Source organism: Streptomyces sp. NPDC034049, assembly GCF_055575575.1.
The window spans coordinates 166,037-186,204 of the sequence record NZ_JBVISJ010000008.1; the positions used below are offsets into that span (position 1 = coordinate 166,037).

Annotated in this window: 15 protein-coding genes and 1 tRNA gene; 12 read left to right on the forward strand and 4 right to left on the reverse strand. The window is 71.5% G+C overall.

Annotated features, from left to right (window positions below; translation table 11 throughout):
- Positions 1-186: 186 nt before the first annotated feature.
- The 7 genes from ACZ52C_RS23845 to ACZ52C_RS23875 all read left to right on the forward strand — a co-directional run bounded on the left by ACZ52C_RS23845 (position 187) and on the right by ACZ52C_RS23875 (position 6,715).
- Positions 187-1,224, forward strand: a complete 1,038-nt coding sequence (locus ACZ52C_RS23845; RefSeq protein WP_469076641.1) for a phosphatase PAP2 family protein — start codon at positions 187-189, stop codon at positions 1,222-1,224.
- The gene (locus ACZ52C_RS23850; RefSeq protein ID WP_469076833.1) at positions 1,175-2,365 is read left to right on the forward strand and encodes a hypothetical protein; all 1,191 of its coding nucleotides are present in this window, start codon (positions 1,175-1,177) and stop codon (positions 2,363-2,365) included. The genes ACZ52C_RS23845 and ACZ52C_RS23850 overlap by 50 nt, the downstream gene beginning before the upstream one ends.
- On the forward strand, positions 2,356-3,969 hold the full coding sequence (locus ACZ52C_RS23855) for a hypothetical protein (protein WP_469076642.1): 1,614 nt from the start codon (positions 2,356-2,358) through the stop codon (positions 3,967-3,969). Before ACZ52C_RS23850 ends, ACZ52C_RS23855 begins: the two co-directional genes overlap by 10 nt.
- Complete coding sequence (locus ACZ52C_RS23860; protein ID WP_469076643.1) at positions 3,966-5,309, forward strand: AAA domain-containing protein; 1,344 nt, start codon at positions 3,966-3,968, stop codon at positions 5,307-5,309. Before ACZ52C_RS23855 ends, ACZ52C_RS23860 begins: the two co-directional genes overlap by 4 nt.
- Positions 5,310-5,482: 173 nt before the next feature.
- Positions 5,483-5,845, forward strand: a complete 363-nt coding sequence (locus ACZ52C_RS23865; RefSeq protein ID WP_469076644.1) for a hypothetical protein — start codon at positions 5,483-5,485, stop codon at positions 5,843-5,845.
- A gap of 146 nt (positions 5,846-5,991) precedes the next feature.
- Positions 5,992-6,651: a bifunctional DNA primase/polymerase gene (locus ACZ52C_RS23870; protein ID WP_469076645.1), complete on the forward strand. Its 660-nt coding sequence runs from the start codon at positions 5,992-5,994 to the stop codon at positions 6,649-6,651.
- Positions 6,642-6,715: transfer RNA gene (locus ACZ52C_RS23875), tRNA-Lys, on the forward strand. Before ACZ52C_RS23870 ends, ACZ52C_RS23875 begins: the two co-directional genes overlap by 10 nt.
- Before the next feature lie 81 nt (positions 6,716-6,796).
- Here the strand turns inward: ACZ52C_RS23875 and ACZ52C_RS23880 are convergent.
- Positions 6,797-8,239: a M6 family metalloprotease domain-containing protein gene (locus ACZ52C_RS23880; protein ID WP_469076646.1), complete on the reverse strand. Its 1,443-nt coding sequence runs from the start codon at positions 8,237-8,239 to the stop codon at positions 6,797-6,799.
- A gap of 592 nt (positions 8,240-8,831) precedes the next feature.
- Between ACZ52C_RS23880 and ACZ52C_RS23885 the strand changes: the two genes are divergently transcribed.
- Positions 8,832-10,589 carry a putative bifunctional diguanylate cyclase/phosphodiesterase gene (locus ACZ52C_RS23885; protein ID WP_469076647.1) on the forward strand — a complete coding sequence of 586 codons (1,758 nt, stop codon included), beginning with the start codon at positions 8,832-8,834 and terminating at the stop codon, positions 10,587-10,589.
- On the opposite strand, the gene ACZ52C_RS23890 is transcribed toward ACZ52C_RS23885, so the two are convergent.
- The 3 genes from ACZ52C_RS23890 to ACZ52C_RS23900 form a co-directional block, all read right to left on the reverse strand.
- A complete protein-coding gene (locus tag ACZ52C_RS23890) occupies positions 10,580-11,695 on the reverse strand; it encodes an LLM class flavin-dependent oxidoreductase (RefSeq protein ID WP_469076648.1) in 1,116 nt (371 codons plus the stop codon). The genes ACZ52C_RS23885 and ACZ52C_RS23890 overlap by 10 nt on opposite strands.
- Before the next feature lie 212 nt (positions 11,696-11,907).
- Positions 11,908-12,639 (reverse strand): maleate cis-trans isomerase family protein, encoded by a 732-nt coding sequence (locus tag ACZ52C_RS23895; protein WP_469076649.1) that lies wholly within the window; start codon positions 12,637-12,639, stop codon positions 11,908-11,910.
- Positions 12,636-13,445 (reverse strand): maleate cis-trans isomerase family protein, encoded by an 810-nt coding sequence (locus ACZ52C_RS23900; protein WP_469076650.1) that lies wholly within the window; start codon positions 13,443-13,445, stop codon positions 12,636-12,638. Before ACZ52C_RS23900 ends, ACZ52C_RS23895 begins: the two co-directional genes overlap by 4 nt.
- 173 nt (positions 13,446-13,618) lie before the next feature.
- Here ACZ52C_RS23900 and ACZ52C_RS23905 point away from each other — a divergent pair, with 173 nt between their 5' ends.
- From ACZ52C_RS23905 to ACZ52C_RS23920, 4 genes are all read left to right on the forward strand, one after another.
- Entirely contained in the window at positions 13,619-14,584 is a 966-nt protein-coding gene (locus ACZ52C_RS23905) for a D-2-hydroxyacid dehydrogenase (RefSeq protein WP_469076651.1), read from the forward strand.
- Between the two features lie 20 nt (positions 14,585-14,604).
- Positions 14,605-16,020, forward strand: coding sequence for an amidase (locus ACZ52C_RS23910; protein WP_469076652.1), 1,416 nt, complete (start codon positions 14,605-14,607; stop codon positions 16,018-16,020).
- 176 nt (positions 16,021-16,196) lie between these two features.
- Positions 16,197-16,667, forward strand: a complete 471-nt coding sequence (locus ACZ52C_RS23915) for a hypothetical protein (RefSeq protein WP_469076653.1) — start codon at positions 16,197-16,199, stop codon at positions 16,665-16,667.
- A gap of 15 nt (positions 16,668-16,682) precedes the next feature.
- The coding region (locus ACZ52C_RS23920; RefSeq protein ID WP_469076654.1) for an nSTAND1 domain-containing NTPase at positions 16,683-20,168 on the forward strand (3,486 nt) is incomplete at its 3' end.

A 20,168-nucleotide genomic window follows, 5' to 3' on the forward strand; every position in this document is an offset into this window, starting at 1 on the left:
CGGGGGTCCTTCTCTCGAGAAGGGAGAAATCGGAGGCGGATGCCTCCATCATCGCTCACGCTGTCGTGGGGCAACCCGACAGGCGATCCCAGCGTCTTGGACATCGTCTTGCTCAAGAGCCACACCAGCACCACACACAGATGAACATCGACGCAGCGACACACACAGACGGGGGAGGACGTTCGGATGCCGCAGACCGAGGCGACCGAGGCACCGGTTTCCAGAAAGACCGGCGCACCGGTTACCGAGGCGGCGCCGGGCACGCGGCTCCGCTGGTGGACCGAGCTTCCGCTGATCCTGCTGGTGTACGGGGCGTACTCGGCAGGCCGCCTGCTCGCCCGCGGCGACACCTCCCACGCCGTCGAGCACGGTCTGGCGATCCTGCGGATCGAGAAGGCGTTCCGGCTCGACGCCGAGCATCCGCTGAACCGTCTGTTCACCCGTGAGCCCTGGATCGGGATACCCGCCGACTTCTGGTACGCGTCGCTGCACTACCTGGTCACCCCCGCGCTCCTCGTCTGGCTCTTCCGGTCCCGCACCGTGCGCTACCGCGCGGCCCGCACCTGGCTGCTGACCTCCACCTTCATCGGTCTCATCGGCTTCACCCTGCTGCCCACCTGCCCGCCCCGGCTGCTCGACCCCGCCCACGGCTTCGTCGACACCATGGCCCACTACAGCTCGTGGGGCTGGTGGGGCGGCGAGGCCAGCGCGCCCCGGGGCCTGGGCGGCATGACGAACCAGTACGCGGCGATGCCGAGCCTGCACGTCGGCTGGGCCCTGTGGTGCGGGGTGATCCTGTGGCGCTTCGCGGGCGGCTCACGGCTCGCGCGGACCGCGGCCGTCGCCTACCCGCTGATCACCACGATCGTCGTGATGGGCACCGCGAATCACTACTTCCTCGACGCGGTGGCGGGCGCCGCCGTGATGGGGGTGGGCCTGCTGCTGACGCCGCTGGTGCTACGGCTGGCGGACCAGTGGCGCGGCTCGCTCGGCCTCGGCGCGATGGCCGCGAGCCGGCTCGACGGCGACGACCGACCGCGCGCGCAGGAGCCCGCCACCGCCACCGCGGCCACGGCCGCCTCTCGGGCCTCGATCTCCCCCATTGTCAGTGGAGAGTGCCAGACTTCCCCGGGTGAGCGAATTCCACGGCAGCGGATCATCGAACCCGAGCCGGGTGCCGCCCCCTCGGAAGCAGGGGACGGCGCTGCGGCAGCGGCTCGCTGAGCTGCGCGGACCCGAGGTCCCACCCAAGGCGCTGGACGCCCGCGCCCTCGCCGCGCTCGCGGCCAACCCCGGCTGCGAGCGCCGCGCGCTGCTGGACGGCGCGGGGGTGAACAAGGCGGTCCTGGCGGACGCGCTCGGCTCGCCCTCCGCCTTCGGCCAGTCCCAGTTCGCCTTCATGCGGGGCAACGCCTTCGAGGCCCGCGTCAAGGCGGACGGCGGCGCGGAGCTGCTGCGGCTGGTGCACGAGAGACTGGACCCCGGCGCCGAGCCGCCGACCTCGGCCTCGGTCCCCGACCTCGCCGCCGTCGGCCCCGAGGGCCGCGCCGCCCGTACGGCACTGGCGCTGCGCGAGGCCACGGACACCGGCGGCTGGACGCTGCTCGACCACCCCATGCTCGCGCTCGACGTCGCGGGCTCCCCCGCGTTCCTGGAGCCGGACGCGGTGGTGGTCCACCCGGACGGCACCTGGTCGGTCGTCGAGATCAAGTCCTTCCCGATGCTGGACGGTTCGGCGGACCCGGCGAAGGTGGGCGCCGCCGCCCGCCAGTCCGCGGTGTATGTGCTGGCGCTGGAGGAGGTCGCCGCCCGGCTCGGTGGCGAGAGCCGCGGGGGCGCCCCCGCGCCGGAGGTCCGCCACCGGGTGCTGCTGGTCTGCCCCAAGGACTTCACCAACCTCCCGACGGCCGCTGCCGTGGACGTCCGCAAGCAGCGGGCGGTCACCCGGCGCCAGTTGACCCGGCTGACCCGCATCGAGGAGATCGCGGACGACCTCCCCGAGGGCACCTGTTTCGCCCCGGACCTGCCCCGGGAGCAGCTCACGACGGCCGTCGAGGCGCTGTCCGCGAGCTACGCCCCCGAGTGCCTCGCCGCCTGTGAGCTGGCCTTCCACTGCCGGGCCCGCTCCCGCACGGAGGGCGCGGTGACGTCCCTGGGCCGGGCCGCACGCGCGGAGCTGGGCGGCCTCACGACCGTCGACGACGTCCTGGCGGCGGCCCACGGTCTCGCCGGCGACCCGGACGACCCGGCCGTGGCCGCGCTGCGCAGAGCGGCGGAGCTGAGGGCCGAGGCGCTGGGGGCCGCCGGGCTCGGGACCGCCGGCGCGCTGCCCGGCTCGGCGCCGGAGGGGGTTCCGTGTCGCTGATCGCCACCCTCGCCCGGCTCGAAGCCGTCAGCACGGGCCGCGCCCAGCCCGCCGCCACCGTCCTGCACCGGCATCTCTCCGCCCACCCCCTCGTGCTCGTGCCGCTCATCACCGCCGGTGAGGCGGGCGCCCCGCTCGGCGCGCTCGTCGGCACCGACCGGGACGCGCCCCGCCTGCTGGTGGTGCCGCAGCCCCGCGACCGTGACCTGCGCTTCGCGTTCCTCGCCGAGCTGGCCGACATCGTCCTGCCGTACGTGGACGGCTACGCCGACGTGGTGGAGGCCGCCGAGCGGAGCGAGACCGACCCGGAGACCGGCAAACGCGTCAAGGTCGAGGTCGAACTGTGCGCGGACGCCCCGCAGTTGATCCTGCCCAGCCGCACCGGCATCGACCTCGTTCGGCTCCTCGGGCGCTCCATGCGGTTCCGGCGCACCGCCGAGCAGGACCCGGAGGCCCCCCATCCGGCGCCGCCGCGCGTGCCGTTGCTCGGGCGGTGGCTCACCCACTTCGGGGAGCGGGCGCGGGTGCCGGGCTCCTCGCTGCTGCTCGCGCTCACCGACCTGCTGTCGAAGCACTGGGCCACCGGCCAGTCCGGGGTGGAGGACCAGCACCTCGGGTCGCTGCTCGCCTGGATCGACCCGCCGGAGGGGGAGTCGGGCGAGGCGGCGGCGCGGCGGGCGGAGCTGGCGCGGGACGCCGACGGCCAGTTGCTGTGCCCGCCCGCCGGACCCGCCACCGATCCGGCGTTCGACAACAAGCTGCTGGCCCCGGCCATCGAGCGGTACGACCGGGCGCGGCTCGCGCTGGCCGCCGCCGAGGACGGTCTGGAGGCCGACGACCGGCTGGGCGCGCTGACCGCCGCCGAGCGGGAGATCCGCGCCCTGGTCGAGAGCCGCACCCGGCCCACCTGGGACGCCGTCTGGCACGGCCTGGACCTGCTGCGCGCCCTGCCGGAGGGGGCCCACGCGGCCGACCGGTGGACCCGGGACCGCTGGTCCTTCACCGGCCACCGGGACCGGATCGTCGCCGGGGAGCCCCCGCAGCCGCGCATCGACGACGCGGTCACCGCGGCGAACAAGCTGGCCGCGCGCGAGCGTGAGCAGGCCCGCCTCGACGCCCAGGAGGCGCTGGACGACCCGCTGGTGATGGCCGGACGGCGGCTGGCCGGTGAGGCGTTCGCCGGTGAGGTCGTGGACGTGGTGATGGCGTACAGCGAGAGCAGACGCCCGAGCCCGCGGCCGCTGGTCACCCTGCTGACGCGGGACCGGCCGCATCTCGGGGAGCGCGCGAAGGTGTACCGCTCGCTGGGCGGGAAGCCGCAGACGGCGGAGTTCGTGGGGCACGAGCCGGGCGAGGGGGCCGACGGACGCGAGAGCCTGCTGGTGCTGCGGATCATGGACAAGATGGGGCGGGGCAAGGAGCCGGAGGCGGGGTCGGTCCCGGAGAAGGGGGACCTGCTCTGCTTCACCCTCTTCGAACACGACCAGCGGGGCGGGGCGAAGCTGCCCGACCCGGAGGAGACACCGTGGACGCACGGCGGGCCGCCGGGTGAGCCCGACGCCGTGCCGCTGCCGGACCCGGTGACCGAGGAGGACGTGCTGTGACGAGTCCCGAGGCCGTGCTCGACCCCGGGGCGGCGGCCGGCCGCGCCACCGACGCGATCCTGCGCGACACGCTGCACGGCGACGCGCGCGGGGTCGTCGTCGACTCGCCGCCCGGCGCGGGCAAGTCGACGCTCGTCGTCCGCGCCGCGCTCGAACTCGCCTCGGCCGGGCGCCCGCTGATGGTGATCGCGCAGACGAACGCGCAGGTCGACGATCTGGTGGTCCGGCTCGCCGAGAAGGACCCGGAGCTGCCGGTCGGCCGGCTGCACAGCAGCGACAGCGACCCGTACGACAAGGCGCTGGACGCCCTGCCGAACGTACGGAAGTCGACGAAGGCGGCCGATCTGGCCGGGCTGGACGTGGTGATCTCCACGGCCGCGAAGTGGGCGCACGTCAAGGGCGTCGAGCCGTGGCGGCACGCGATCGTCGACGAGGCGTACCAGATGCGGTCGGACGCGCTGCTGGCGGTGGCCGGACTGTTCGAGCGGGCGCTGTTCGTGGGCGACCCGGGGCAGCTGGACCCGTTCGCGATCGTGGGCAGCGAGCAGTGGGCGGGGCTGTCGTACGACCCGTCGGCCTCGGCGGTGACGACACTGCTGGCCCACAACCCCGAGCTGCCGCAGCACCGGCTGCCGGTGTCGTGGCGGCTCCCGGCGTCGGCGGCGCCGCTGGTCTCCGACGCGTTCTACCCCTTCACACCCTTCCGCAGCGGCACGGACCACGGGGACCGGCGGCTCGGGTTCGCGGTGCCGTCGGACGGCTCCGGCCCGGACCGGGTCATCGACGAGGCCGCCGAGTCGGGGTGGGGCCTGCTGGAGCTGCCGGCCCGGCACACCCCCCGCACCGACCCCGAGGCGGTACGGGCGGTCGCGCGGGTCGTACGGCGGCTCCTCGACCGGGGCGGGGCGGCGACCTCGGAGCGGTCCGAGGAGCCCGTGCCGCTGACCGCCGACCGGATCGCCGTCGGCACGGCCCACCGCGACCAGGCGGCCGCCGTGCGCGCCGCGCTGGCCGAGCTGGGGGTCGCGGACGTGGTCGTGGACACGGCGAACCGGCTCCAGGGGCGGGAGTACGACGTCACGGTCGTCCTGCATCCGCTCTCCGGACGCCCCGACGCGACGGCGTTCCACCTGGAGACCGGGCGTCTGTGCGTGCTCGCCTCCCGGCACCGGCACGCCTGCATCGTGGTGTGCCGGGCGGGCGTGACCGACCTGCTGGACGACCACCCCTCCACCGAGCCGGTCCAGCTGGGGGTGACCGTGAAGTTCCCGGACGGCTGGGAGGCGAACCACGCGGTGCTGGCGACGCTGGCGGAGCACAGGGTGGTGTGGGAGCCCTAGGGAGCGGGGTTGGGCCGGCGCCGGGCGGGGCATTTCGGGGGGCGTGGGTGTGTGCGGGGGCGCCGGACGGGTCCGATGCCCACTTGCGCGGTCACGAGAGAATGGACGGTGGCCCTCCCCCGGGGACGCCCCCGGGACAGGCCGACTGAACCGTCGTACGAGGAGGAGAAGACATGGCGGAGCCCACGTCGCGTCGGAACGAACCGCGGCTGCGGCCCGCACCCCTGCTCTTCGAGCCGGCGGAGGCGGCCGGCGACCCCGAGCACTTCTTCGATCTGGAGTCGATCGACGACCCGCGGGCACTGCTGTCGCGGGCGACGGAGTTGGCGCAGGCGTTCCGGGCGGCGGCGGACCGGGCCGTGGAGTTCCAGGCGATCGCCGCGGCCCAGCTCGCCGATCCCCGGCGGTTCGACCGGCTGACCCCCGCGGACATCGCCGAGCGGGCGGAGTGGACCGAGGACTACGCCAAGAAGATGGTGGAGTTCGGACGGGACCTGTCGCTGGGGCGGGACGTGAGCGGGCCGGAGTCCCTCTGATCCCGCTCGCCGGGTGGCGTCGCGCCCGTACCTGAAACCGCTTTTGGCATATGCCGGGTGGGCAAGATACCCCACTTGCCCATCTGGTGTACCAGTTTCCGGTAACTGCTCGGGGGCGACCCGTCACGGGCGGTAGACCTGGAGGCATGAGCGGTGGAGTGGGCACGGGCAGGTACCCGGAGGACGGGGTCGATGTCGCCGGCGTCACGGCGGACGGGGCGGCTTGGCTCGCCTCGGCAGGAACGTATCCGCGAAGCACCCTGACTCTCTGGGAGGAGCGGCCGGCCGCGCCGGTGGTGCTGCCGTGCGGCAGCGTGTTCGACGTCGTCAGCGTGCCCGCGCTCTTCGGGCGGCGGATGCTCGACCGGTTGTGGACCGAGGGCCCCGGCTCCGGACCGGTCGCCGTCTACCGCGGGCGCGTGCTTCTGTTCGCCTCCCCGGGCACCGCCCAGCGGCTGCCCACCCTCCTGGAGTGGGAGGAGTGGGGCTCCCCGGGCCGCACCGGCGCGGTCCCGCCCCTCCTCTGCCACGGCACCGGCGACGCGGTCACCGTCCCTGCCGTGCTCGCCCCAGAGGACTCCGGCACCGACGGTTGCGGACCCTCCCACACCCCCGGCGTCACCCGGCTCGGGTCCCGCTGGCTCGTCGCCCCGGACACCCGGCGACCTTGGCTTCCGGGGCCCGAGGTACTGCTCTGGGCGGCCGTGCGAGCGGCCCGGTCGAGCGCCTCCGCGACCGTGCGCGTATCGATTTTTCCTCCTGCCGATCAGGGTGCTAAGGTCTACGACGTCAGCAGGCGCCGCTAGCTCAGTTGGTTAGAGCAGCTGACTCTTAATCAGCGGGTCCGGGGTTCGAGTCCCTGGCGGCGCACGACACGGAAGAAGCCCCTCGCGGAAGCGGGGGGCTTCTCTCGTGCGTCCAGGGCACCCCCGCACACCGACCCGTCGCGCGTCACCGGCCCGTCGTGATCCGCACGGTCCACGCCCCGGACGGCGTGCGCCCCTCCACGGCCACCCGCACGGCCTCTCCCGGCACCGTGAAGGTCTCGCCGACACGCACCGGCGCGTCCGCGAGCGGCGGGTAGACGGACTCCTCCCAGCAGGCCTCGGTGCGCGGGTGGGCGTCGAGGACCTCCATGGGGCCGCCGCCGGACTCGGCCCCGCTGCGGATGCGGTAGACGAGGACGCCCTGCGTGCAGACGGAGGCGTCGTTGCCGACCGCACCCCGCGCCTCGATACCGATCGCGCTGTCGGGCCCCGTACGGACGACCGCCAGCTTCGCCCCCCGGCCGGCACCGAACCCCCGCACGCCGGCCGGGACCGAGGCGACGCCGCTCCCGCCGCCGCCGGCACCGGAAGCGGTCCCGGCGCCCACGCCGACGGCACCGGCACCGGCACCGGCACCCTCGACGCGCCGCCCTCCCCCGCCCGCGCGCCCCACCTCGCCGTCACCGGTGTCCGCACCCTCCCCCGTCTCCCCCTCGTACGCCCCCTTCGGCCCGGCCCCCACCGCCTCCAGCGTCAGCCGGGTCGTCCCGGCGCCGCGTACGCAGGTCACCTGGCGGGGTTCCAGCCAGCCCAGCTTCCACTTGTGCCAGGCGAACAGGTCCGGGGCCAGGGCGAACTGGCTGCCCATGAGGTCCCAGTCGCCGACATGGGTGTCCCAGTCGCCCTTGCCGTCGGCGGGGCGGTGATAGAGGTCGGGGAGGTCGAAGACATGGCCGGTCTCGTGGGCGAGGACGAGGCGGTCCGGCGGATGCCGCTCGAACACGGTGACGACTCGGCGCAGACCCGTGCCGTCGACCTCCAGCGGGGTCCGCAGGTTCACCACCTTCGTCGCGTCCGAGTCGACGCCGGGCGCGTGCGGGTCGGCGACGAAGTACACGATGTCGTAGCGGGAGAAGTCGACGCGCGGGTCGGCCGTGGCGAGGGCGTCCCTGAGGTAGGCGGCCCGGTGCGTCGCGTTCCAGTCACGTCGTATGGCGTACGCGGTCGACGGCTGGGGCATCTCCAGCCACTCGCGGCGCGGATGGGGACGGAGGCGGAACTTGCCGTACGACGCGCGTTCGAAGAACTGACTGGTGGCCGGAAAGTGATCCGCGGTCAGCTCGGCCGGTGTGGTGAGAGGGGCCGCGTCCGGGAATGACAAGAATACGAGTACGGCGTCGAGGTCGCGGGTGGGGCGCGGATAGGCGGAGTTCCAGGTGTCGACACCCTCCGAGTGGTGCGCCTGGGTGCGCCGCAGCGTGCACGGCTCCGACAGAGGCACGGCGGAAGGGGCCGCGATCAGGGAGGTCGCGGCGAGCGCGGTGAGAGAGGTGAGCATGGCCGCGGTACTGCGCAGCACGGGCGCCCGGTCACCGAGGCGTTCCTTCCAGGGGAGCGGACGCTGCACGGGGACCTCCGGATGCGGATCTTGGGAACGCCGCGTCCAGATTTTCGGAATTCGTAGTACTTTGCCCTGTTTGTCTGCACCAGAAGGGTGAGAGGCGGCCGTTCGACCCCGTCCGCCCGCACCGCGAGGCACGCCCCCCGACACCCCGCGCGCTCACGGAACGTCACAACCGATCCACGGAAAGGGGAAGCCGTTCAGCTCGGGGCAGAAACGATCTGTCAGATCAGGTCGTTGTTCAGGGAGACTGGAGAGTGGCTAGAAGGCCCTGGGGTCAGCCTCTATGATCGGCACACTTTCCTGCACGGACACGGCTTGAGCGCCCTTACGTACCAGGTTCGGCCGCTCCGACGAGACATATGAGATCCGTACGAAAACGAGTGCACTGCGGGAGCGAACGGTGAGCGGAACGTCCCAAGGGCCGGCGCCCGCGGCAGATCTCCTCCGGCCGGCGATTACAGAGCGTCACGCCAATGCGTCAGTTCAGTCGTCTGAGCCGCCCCAGCCGTCTCAGTCGCCCCAGCCACCCCAGCCGCCCCCGTCGTCGGAGGGGAGCCCCACGACACCCGCCGCCTTCTCCGTCGCGCCCCTCGCCATGGCCGTCGTCGACCGGGACGGACTGGTCGTCACCGCCAACGGGGCGATGGGCACCCTGCTCGGGACCGGCTCCGAACCGCTCGTCGGGCGGGTCGCCGCCGACCTCGTGGACCTCACCTCGGACACGCGCACCTGGCACGCGTACCGCGAGGTGCTGCGCGGACGGCAGGCCCGGCTGCGCTGTACCCGGCGGCTGAAACAGCCGGACGGGACCTGGCTGTGGGTCCAGGTCTCGGTGGCACCGCTGCCCGAGGAGGAGCGTGCCGTCCTGCTCTCGGTCGCCGATGTCAGCGCCAACCGTCAGCTTCAGGCCAGGCTCCGTCATCTGCAGATGCACGACCCGGTGACCCGTCTCCCCAACCGCACCCTCTTCTTCGAACAGCTCTCCGCCGCCCTCGAACGGGAGGCGTACGACGAGGCCGGCACCGGCCGTATCGGCCTGGTCTATCTGGACCTGGACGGGTTCAAGGCCGTCAACGACACCCTCGGGCACCGGGTGGGCGACCGGCTCCTCACGGCCGTCGCCGAGCGGCTCACCCGCTGCGCCGACGAGTCCGCCCTCCTGCGCACGACCGGAACGACGGCCGGGGCGCCGCTGGTGGCCCGCCTCGGCGGTGACGAATTCGCGCTGCTCGTGGAGGACTCGACCGGCACGGAGCAACTGGCCGATCTGGCCGACTCGGTCCTCAAGGCGCTCCAGGCGCCCTTCGACCTGGCGGGTCAGCGGCTCTCCGTCTCCGCCTCGATCGGAGTCGTCGAACGGCAGTCGGCGAGCACCACGGCGACGGGGTTGATGCAGGCCGCCGACACGACGCTGTACTGGGCGAAGGCCGACGGCAAGGCCCGCTGGACCCTGTTCGACCCGGAGCGCAACGCCCACCGGATGACCCGTCAGGCCCTGTCGTCCACCCTGCGGGCGGCCGTCGGGCGGGGCGAGTTCGTGCTGGAGTACCAGCCGCTGGTGGGCATGGCCGAGGGCGAGGTGCGCGGGGTCGAGGCGCTGGTGCGCTGGCATCACCCGCAGTTCGGCCTGTTGACGCCGAATCGGTTCATCTCACTGGCCGAGGAGGACGGCTCGATCGTGCAGCTCGGACGGTGGATTCTGGCCACCGCCTGCCGGCAGGCGCGCCGCTGGCAGACCGACCACCCCGACCGGGCCCCGATCTTCGTCAGTGTGAACGTGGCCGTCCGCCAGGTCTGGGACTCCGACCTGGTCGCCGACGTCGCCGAGATCCTCGCGGAGACCGGCCTCGCCCCGCACCTGCTCCAGCTGGAGCTCACCGAGTCCGCGCTGATGGGGTCGGCCGGACGCCCCCTCCAGGCCCTCAAGGCCCTCAGCGACATGGGCGTCCGCATCGCCATCGACGACTTCGGCACCGGGTACTCCAACCTCGCGTACCTCAGCCGCCTGCCGGTGTCGGTGCTGAAGCTGGACGGGGCGTTCGTGCGGGGCTTCCAGTACGAGGACGGCGAGGAGGGCGAAGGCCCCGGCGGGACGGGGCCCGCGGCCGCCACCGGTGGTGTCGGGGACGCCGGGCAGGCCAACCCCGCCGACGAGATCATCGTCGAGGCGCTGGTGCAGCTGGCCCACCGGCTCGGGCTGTCCGTCACGGCCGAGGGCGTGGAGACCGACGCGCAGGCCTCTCGGCTGCGCCGGCTCGGCTGCGACACCGGGCAGGGATGGCTGTACTCCCGCGCGGTGTCGCCGGAACGGATCGCGGAACTGCTGGGCGCGGCGGCCTGCCCTCAGGCCTGAGCGTCGCCCTCCGCCGGAGGGATGTGCGGCAGGTCGTAGGCGTCCGCGATCAGGTCGTACGAGCGCAGGCGTACGTCGGCGCTGTGGGCGTGGGTGGTGAGCATCAGCTCGTCCGCGCCGGTGCGCTTGTGCAGGTCGTCCAGACGGGTGCGGACCTCGTCCACCGTGCCGTGGACGACGTCGGCGTTCCAGGAGTCGATGAAGTCCTGTTCGACCACGCTGAACTCATGCGCCTCCGCCTCCTCCGGCGTCGGGACGAGACCGGGGCGGCCGGTGCGCAGCCGGACCATGTTCAGCGCGGCGGCCCTGACCTGGCGGCGGGCCTCCCGCTCCTCGTCGGCGGCGAGGGCGGAGACGCCGATCAGCGCGTACGGGGCGTCCAGGACCGCCGACGGGCGGAACGACTCGCGGTACAGGTCGAGCGCCGGGATCGTGTTGCGCGCGGAGAAGTGGTGGGCGAAGGCGAAGGGGAGGCCGAGGGAGCCGGCCAGGCGGGCGCTGAAGCCGGAGGAGCCGAGCAGCCAGATCGGGGGGCGGTGCGGGGACTGGACACCGCCCGGTGAGGTGCTCTGGACCGGGCCCGGGACCGCGTGGATACGGCGGTAGGGGTGGCCGTCGGGGAAGTCGTCGTCCAGGAAGCGGGTCAGCTCCGCGAGCTGCTCGGGGAAGTCGTCGGCGCCCTCGTTCAGGCGCGTGGAGCGGCGGAGGGCGGCGGCGGTGGCGCCGTCGGTGCCGGGGGCGCGGCCGAGGCCGAGGTCGACGCGGCCGGGAGCCATGGCTTCGAGGGTGCCGAACTGCTCCGCGATGACCAGGGGGGCGTGGTTGGGGAGCATCACGCCGCCCGAGCCGAGGCGGATGCGGGTGGTGTGGGCGGCGAGGTGGGCGAGGATCACGGCCGGGGAGGAGGAGGCCACGCCGGGCATGGAGTGGTGTTCGGCGACCCAGTAGCGGTGGAAGCCGCGGCGCTCCGCTCGGCGGGCGAGGGTGACGCTGGTGCGGAGGGCGTCCGTGGCGGTGCGGCCGGCGCCGACGGTGACCAGGTCGAGGACGGAGAGGGGGAACTGGGCGGTGCCCTTGGTCTCGCCTCGTATCTCGGCTGTGGTCACGGTGGGGCCTCCTGGGGGTGGGTGCGGCGGGGTACGGGGGCGGTAACAGGAGGGTGGCTCCGGTTATTCCCTCGCCCCGCCGCCCCTGCCCCTCCCGTCCACAGGGGCTGCGCCCCTTTGACCCCCGGGTCGGTGTCCGGCCCGCGGGTCCGGTGGAGGCTGATCGCACAGTTCCCCGCGCCCCTTCGGGGCACGGGGAAGCGGGCCGGTGGTCATACCTGCACAATGGGTTCCCTCGTGAACAGCTGGCCCAGTTCCGGCGCGTTCACCCTCCTGTCCGCCAGCCTCAGGGCCTCCCAGACGGTGACCTGGTTGGCGGTGAGGACCGGTTTGCCGAGTTCCTTCTCCAGGGTGGGGATGTGGGAGGCCGTGTGGAGGGCCGTGTCGGGGAGGAGGAGGGCCTCCGCGTCCGGGTGGTCGGCGGCGCGGGCGAGGGTGAGGGTCTGGTCGAGGCCCCAGGTGCCGACCTCCGCCGCCGTGACGATGCCGGCGCCCCGGACGGAGAGGACCTCGATGCCGGCCACCGCGAGGAAGTCGACGAAGAGGCGGGCCACCTCGTCGGGGTAGGTCGCGGCCACGGCGACCCGGGTGGCGCCGATCTCGCGCGCGGCGTGGGCGAACGCGAAGGACGTGGAGGAGGCGGGGAGGCCCGCCGCGCGGGCCAGGGTGCGGATCTGGTCGTGCGCGCCCTCGTAGCCGTGGACGAAGCTGCCGCTGGTGCAGGCCCAGACGACGGCCTCCGCTCCGGACAGACGCAGCGCCTCGCAGCCGGCGGCGAGCCGTTCGGGGGCGCCCATCTCGCGCAGCGCGTCCACGCGGTGGGCGTCCTCGCCGATGTCGGTGTGCACCACGTCCACCCGGATGTCGCTGCCGAGCAGTTGCTCCATCCGCGGATAGTCGTCCTCGGCGGAGTGGCCCGGGTAGAGGAAACCGAGTGCGGTCATGCCCAACCTTCCTGTTCTTCCGGCAGTACCGGCGGTGGCGGAACAGGTCCCGCACCGAACGTCTGCCTGGCCGACTCGTCGAGCAGAGCCTGGTACGGACCCACCGCCCGAGTACCCAGATGACGCAGCGCCGCCCATATCGTCACCTGGTTGGCCGAGATCACCGGCATCCGCAGTTCCGCTTCCAGCTGGGGGATGACGTCGTAGGTGGGGAGGTTGGTGCAGGAGATGAAGAGCACGTCCGGTGTGGTGGTCCGGACCGCGCGGTGGGCCATGGCGACCACGTCGTGGTACGGGACCTTCCAGATGTGCCGGACCAGGCCGAGCGAGGCGCGGCCGGTGACCAGGATGCCCGCCTCGGCGAGGTACTCCTCCAGGGACTGGGTGACCGAGACGGTGTACGGGGTGACCAGGGCGATGCGGTGAGCGTTCAGCTCGGCGAGGGCGTCGAGCATCGCGCCGGAGGTGGTGACGGCGTGCGCGGCGCCCGCGCGGGTCATCGCCTCGCCCATCGCGCGCTCCCCCGCGACCCCGCCGACGAAGCTGCCGCTGGTGCAGGCGTAGGCCACGACCTCGGGGGCGACCTCGTTCAGCGCCCGGACCGCCTCGTGCAGCGTCTCGTGCTCGGAGACCAGCCGGGCCAGGTCGAGGCTCACCTCGACGGGGACGTACGGGGTCCGGGTGAGGTGCAGGGAGACGTCGTCCGGGACCCAGCGCCACAGCTCGCGGTCGAGGGCGAAGTCGAACGGGGCGATGACACCGACGCCGCGCTGCGGGCGGGGTCCACCGAGGAAGGAGACGTTCATGACAGCCACCGGCCTCACGGAGAGAGATGTGCGGACGACAGAACGTGCGCAAGTCCGTGTTGACGAAGGTAGGTTCGAGTGCGAGCGTGGTCAATCAGTGCATGTCACACGCATCTCGTGGGGCTGCTAGGGCCGCTAGGGCCACTTTCGATCGTGAGGGGTTCCCTTCGCCCATGACCTCGACCTCGCCTCCCCGGCCGACCCTCCTCGTCCTCGACGCCGAACCGCGTCCCCGGCTCGGGCGGCTCACCGGGCGGGCGACGGTCGAGTACGCGGACGCCTCCACGCTGGCCGCGCGGCTGCCGTACGCCGATGTGCTGCTGGTGTGGGACTTCACCTCCCACGCGGTGCGGGGCGCCTGGCCGGGCGGCGGGCCCCGGCCGCGCTGGGTGCACACGGCGAGCGCGGGCGTCGACCATCTGCTCTGCCCCGAACTGGTCGCCGCCGAGGACACGGTGGTGACGAACGCGCGCGGGGTGTTCGAGGCGCCGATCGCCGAGTACGTCGCCGCGCTCGTCCTCGCCATGGCCAAGGACCTGCCGCGCAGCTGGGAGTTGCAGGGGCGGCGGGAGTGGCGGCACCGGGAGACGCTGCGGGTGGCGGGCGGCCGGGCGTGTGTGGTGGGGTCCGGGCCGATCGGGCGGGCGATCGAGCGCGTTCTGAAGGCGCTCGGTCTGCATACGGCCCTGGTCGGGCGGACCGCGCGGCCCGGTGTGCACGGCCCGGAGGAGCTCGACCGGTTGCTGGCCCGCGCCGACTGGGTGATCGCGGCCGCGCCGCTGACGGAGGCGACGTACGGCATGTTCGACGCCCGGCGGTTCGGGGTCATGCAGCCGTCCGCGCGGTTCGTCAACGTGGGGCGTGGGCAGCTCGTGGTGGAGGACGCGCTCGTCGAGGCGCTGCGCAAGCGGTGGATCGCGGGAGCCGCGCTGGATGTCTTCGAGCGTGAGCCGCTGGTCCCGGACGACCCGCTGTGGCAGGTGCCCGGGCTGATCGTCTCGCCCCACATGAGCGGGGACACGGTGGGGTGGCGGGACGAACTCGGCGCCCAGTTCGTGGAGTTGTTCGAGCTGTGGGAGGCGGGCGCACCACTGCCCAACGTGGTCGACAAGCAGCGCGGGTACGTGCCCGGGCACTGAACTCCCCTGGGAGGGGCCGGATGTCGGAGCTCACGGAACTGTCCGCCGTACGACTGGTCGAGGGGTACCGCGAGGGCGAGTTCAGCCCGGTGGAGGTGGCGCGGGCTGCGCTGGAGCGGGCCGAGCGGATCCAGCCGGACGTGAACGCGTTCGTGCGCGTCGACGCCGAGGCGGCGCTCGCGCGGGCGCGGGAGTCGGAGGGGCGCTGGCGGCGTGGGGAGCCGGCCGGGGCGGTGGACGGGGTGCCCGTCACCGTGAAGGACATCCTGCTGATGCGGGGCGGGCCGACGCTGAAGGGCTCCAGGACCGTTTCGAAGAAGGGGAGTTGGGACGAGGACGCGCCCTCGGTGGCCCGGCTGCGGGAGCACGGGGCGGTGTTCCTGGGGAAGACCACGACGCCCGAGTTCGGCTGGAAGGGCGTCACGGACTCGCCGCTCAGCGGGGTGACCCGGAACCCGTACGACCTCTCGCGCACGGCCGGGGGGTCCAGCGGGGGCGCGGCGGCGGCGGTCGCGCTGGGGGCGGGGCCGCTGGCGCTGGGCACGGACGGGGGTGGCAGCGTGCGGATCCCGGCCGCCTTCTGCGGGGTGTTCGGGCTGAAGCCGACGTACGGGCGGGTGCCGCTGTATCCGGCGAGCGCGTTCGGCACGCTGTCGCACGTCGGGCCGCTGGCGCGGGACGCGGCGGACGCGGCGCTGCTGCTGGACGTGGTCTCCGGGCCCGACGCGCGGGACTGGTCGGGGCTGGGGCCGCTCTCCGGGTCCTTCGTGGACGCGCTCGCGGGCGGGGTGCGGGGGCTGCGGGTCGCGTACTCGGCGTCGCTGGGCGGGCAGGTGGCCGTGCAGCCGGGGGTAGCCCGAGCGGTGCGGCGGGCGGTGGAGGGGCTCGCCGGGCTCGGCGCGTACGTCAGCGAGGCCGACCCCGACTTCTGTGATCCGGTGGAGGCGTTCCACACGCTGTGGTTCAGCGGGGCGGCGCGGGTGACGCAGCGGCTGGGGGCGGAGGGGCGGGCCGTTCTGGATCCGGGGTTGCGGGAGATCCGGGAGGCCGGGGCACGGCTGTCCGCGCTGGACTATCTGGCCGCGGTGGATGTGCGGATGGATCTCGGGCGGCGGATGGGGGCGTTCCACGAGCGGTACGACGTGCTGGTGACGCCCTCGGTGCCGGTGACCGCGTTCGAGGCGGGGGTGGAGGTGCCGGGGGGTTCGGGGCATCGGCGGTGGACGGGGTGGACGCCGTTCACGTATCCCTTCAACCTGACGCAGCAGCCGGCGGCGAGTGTGCCGGTGGGGGTGGATGAGGGGGGCCTGCCGGTGGGGTTGCAGGTGGTGGCGGCCCGGCATCGGGACGATCTGGTGCTCCGGGTGTCGCATGCGCTGTACGAGGCGGGGGTTGCGGGGGTGGACGCGCCGGCCGTCGGCTCTTCGCGAGTTTGATACGCCCCCGCTGCCCGACCCGTTCCGGGTCAGGGCGATACGTTGTCCGGCTGTTGATGTGGCCACCGACCCAGTGGTGCCTTGACGAGGAAACCACTCGCTTGCCTGCGTCACGCCGTGATCCGTGCTTGGATTGTGGGATTACCTAGACGTCAGTCGGCACGACGGGGGATCTCATGGAACCTGAGCTGGCGGCGCTCGCGGCCTCGGCCTCGGCGATGCTCGTGGGAGAGATGACCAGGGACGGCTGGGCCCGGACCAAACAAGCTGTTGCGGCTCTGTGGCGGCGCACTCGACCTGAGCAGGTCGCACATGTGGAGTCCGAACTCGAAATCACCCGAGCCGATCTGGTGGCTGCCCGAGCGGATGACGACCACGTGGCAGAGGCGGAGCTGGTGACCGAGTGGCAGGGGCGGCTGCGTCGGCTCCTTCAGCACGACGCGGAGGCTGTCGACGAACTCCGTCGCATTCTCGCCCAGGGGGCCGGCTCCTCTCAGCATGTCGCAGAATTCGGTGGGGCCGTTCATCTGGGTTCTGGCGACATCAATCAGGCTGGTCGCGACATGACCATCAACAAGTCGACGCCTACCCACCCCGGTCAGGGCGTCGGCGTGCATCCCGGTTCAACGGGCGCGAGCGGTACCTGAGACGGCGGCTGAACCGTGGCCCACGAAGCTGACACCGCCGACGGCCAGGAGCAGGACAAGAAGAACCCTCTCCCCGAGGGGGAGCCTCATGTGGCTAAACACTACGGCCTGGGCGATATCTATCAGGCTGCCCGGGACATCCACATCCACCATGAGGACGGCGTCGATGAGACGCTTCGCTCCAAAAGCAGCCCTGCGGAGCAGATTTGCCCCTTCCCAGGATTGGCTGCGTTCACCCGCGAGCAGAGTGATTGGTTCTACGGGCGTGATCGCTTGCTTTCCGAGCTTGTCATTCGGCTCGACCGGCGGTTGAGTACCGGTGGCACCCAGATGGTTGTGGGCCCGTCGGGAGCGGGGAAATCTTCTCTGCTGCAAGCGGGTCTCACGTCCCGATTGCGTGCGGGGGCTCTTCCCACGTCCGCCACCTGGGCGCAAATGATGTTCACTCCCACAGCAGACCCCGTCGGCGCGCTGGTTTCTGCCATACGGTCTCTCGCCTCTCACGGGAATCGGAAAACGCCTCCGGGCGAAATCCCTCAAGAAGCCAAGGGCATGACGCGGAAGCTGTCCGCAGACCCGACACGATGTGTGCGCATGCTGGAACATGCCCTGGGACGCGGCGACGGCGCCGATGTGGGGAGCGGGCGAGCGGACGGGCCACGGGCCGTGATCATCGTAGACCAATTCGAAGAGCTTTTCACTCTCTGTGCCAGTGAAAGAAGAAGGACTACTTTCATCGACCTTCTGTCCTCTCTCGCGGAGGGAGCCGGTAAGAGCGGTCCAGCGGCTCTCGTCGTGATCGGATTACGCGCGGACTTCCTTGCCGACTGCCTCAAGCACAGACCCCTGCAAGCCGCAATCGAGGACCAGATAGTCACGGTCGGACCCATGTCCGAAACCGAACTCCGTCAGGCGATCAAGTTCCCGGCGCGCGACGCGCATCTCAAGGTGGAGCCCGGGCTGGTGGAAGTACTTCTGCGCGATTTGGGAGTGGCCACCGAAGGCGACCGGTCGGCCGGCTACGAAACAGGCCGGTTGCCCTTTCTTGCCCATGCCCTACGCACCACCTGGCAGCAACGCAACGGAGCAACACTCACCGTTCGCGGATACAATACGACCGGCGGGATACACGGCGCCATCGCCAAGACTGCCGACCACGTCTACGAGAGCTTGAGCACCAGCGAGAAAAAGGTCAGCCGCCTCGTCTTCTTACGGCTGGTCAGGGTCGGAGACGGAAGCGAAGACGTTCGCCGCCGCCTACCGCGCGAGGACGTCGTGGGAAATGGGATCGACTCTGATTCAGCGAATTCCGTCCTTGAAGCATTCGGCAGGGCTCGACTGATCACGCAGGACCGAGATACGGTCGAAGTCACCCACGAGGTGCTGCTGTACGCGTGGCCACAACTGCGGAGCTGGATCAATTCGAATCGCGAAGGACGTTTGATCCACCAGCATATCGAGGAGTCCGCTGCCGCCTGGAGTCGCAGTCGCCGACACGCTTCCAAGCTGTTCCGGGGACTTGATCTGGAAACTGCTGAGCAGTGGTTGCGAGATGCAGCGAATCAAGATGACATCGGCTCAACAGCACGTCAGTTCCTCGCCGCTTCGATGCGTGGGCGACTACAAGCCCAGCGTCGAACCCGCATGACGATCTCCCTTCTCACTACGCTTCTTGTAGTCGCCTCCAGTACGGCATTCTTCGCGTCCATCAAACAACGCGAGGCGGAAGAGGCCAGGGAAACCGCAGATCAACAGCGGAAGAGCGCCGTCCATGGACAGTTGCTCGCGGAATCCGAACGCATCAGAGATACAGACAGCACGATCGCCGCGCAACTCAATATATCCGCTCACCGGATGCAGCCGACCTCGCAGACCATCTCGCACCTGATCTCGGATGCCAACAACCCGCTCTCCAAAATTATCAGCCACAGCAAGGCGACCATTGTCGCTTTCAGCCCTGCCGACCATGCGACACTCGCCATCGCAGGCGATGACCTGCAATTGTTGAACCCGCAGACCTCCAAGCGTACACACACACTCTGGAAGCCCTCCGAAAATAAATCGGGCCAGGTACAGTCCATAGCATTCAGCAGCGACGGAAGGACCCTGATACAGGTCGAGTCCGAAAACGCCCCCATCCGGATTCACAAACTGAACGACAAACGTGTTTCCACCCACGTGCTGGACCCCTCCAACGAGGAGGCGTGGGGTCCGTCGACTGCGGCACTGAGCCCGGCGGGGAATACCATCGCCGTGGGGTTCAGCAGCGGCGGGATCCGCCTGATGAATATCGAGAATCCAGAGAATCCGATTGCTCTTGGGAAATTTCTACGCACAGGAGAAGGCCGAGTGTCGGGCGTTTTCACGGATGACGCCTCTCCTTTCGTTGCCTTCAAAAAGGGAGGCGCCCCAAGCGAACTCGCCTTCAGTCCTGACGGCCGGCTTCTCGCAGCGCGCGTGGAAGACGACGTATTGATGTGGAAGGTCGACGATCCGGCACGTCCCGTCCCCACGGACAACAGTCCCCTCTCTCTTCCCGAGGCCGAGCCGCCGACCCCCGGTGTCCGCGCGCTGCGCAACAGTGGCACCCTGTCGTTCAGTCCTGACAGCAAGAAGCTGGCTGTCGGCCGATACGACGGCACGGCTGATGTCGCGGCCGTCGCCGGTGACCGAAACGTCGCCACCCTGGGGCGCGCGGATTCCAGGCCCCGCGCCACCGCGTCGGCGGTGGCCTTCAACCCTGGCGGGCACACGCTCGCCGTCGGCAACAGTGCCGGCCTGGTGCAGATATGGAATGTCTCCGGGACGAAGGGTCCAAGGCTCCTCCATGAGTCACTGGCGGGTCACACCAGCCCCGTCAGCTCGGTGTCCTTCAGTCCCGACGGCTCGAGACTGGCCACTGCGAGCACGGACAAGGTGACTCGGATCTGGACGGTGCCCGCTACCTCTCTCCTGGGACACGCGGGCGCTGTGACGTCCCTGGCCTTCAGCCACGACGGCCGCACTCTGGCCACCGGAAGCGAGGACAGAACCGCTCGGCTGTGGCACGTCGCGAATCCGCACCGTCCCACTCAGCTGGGCAAGGCCTTGGCCGGTCACTCCGCCAGTGTCACTTCCGTGGCACTCAGCCATGACGATTCCGTCCTCGCCACTGGCAGCGCCACGGGCTGGGACGTACGCCTGTGGAACGTGGAGGATCCTTCGCACGGCAAAACTCTGGGGCCTCTGAGCGCCGCGACAACGCCCGTTGACGCCGTAGCAATGAGTCCCGGGCGTCGGATCCTCGCCACAAGCAGTACGCGGGGACAGATCGTGCTCTGGCGTGTGGCCTCCGACGGACAGCCGACGAGACTAGGCAGAGCTGGCGTCGGCCTGGGCTTCGGAGCCGTCACCCTCACGTCTCTCACCTTCAGCCCCGACGGGCAGACTCTGGCGAGCGGCAGCAACGACGGACTCGTGCGCCTGTGGGACGTCTCCGATCCGGACAGGGCCGCCCCCCGC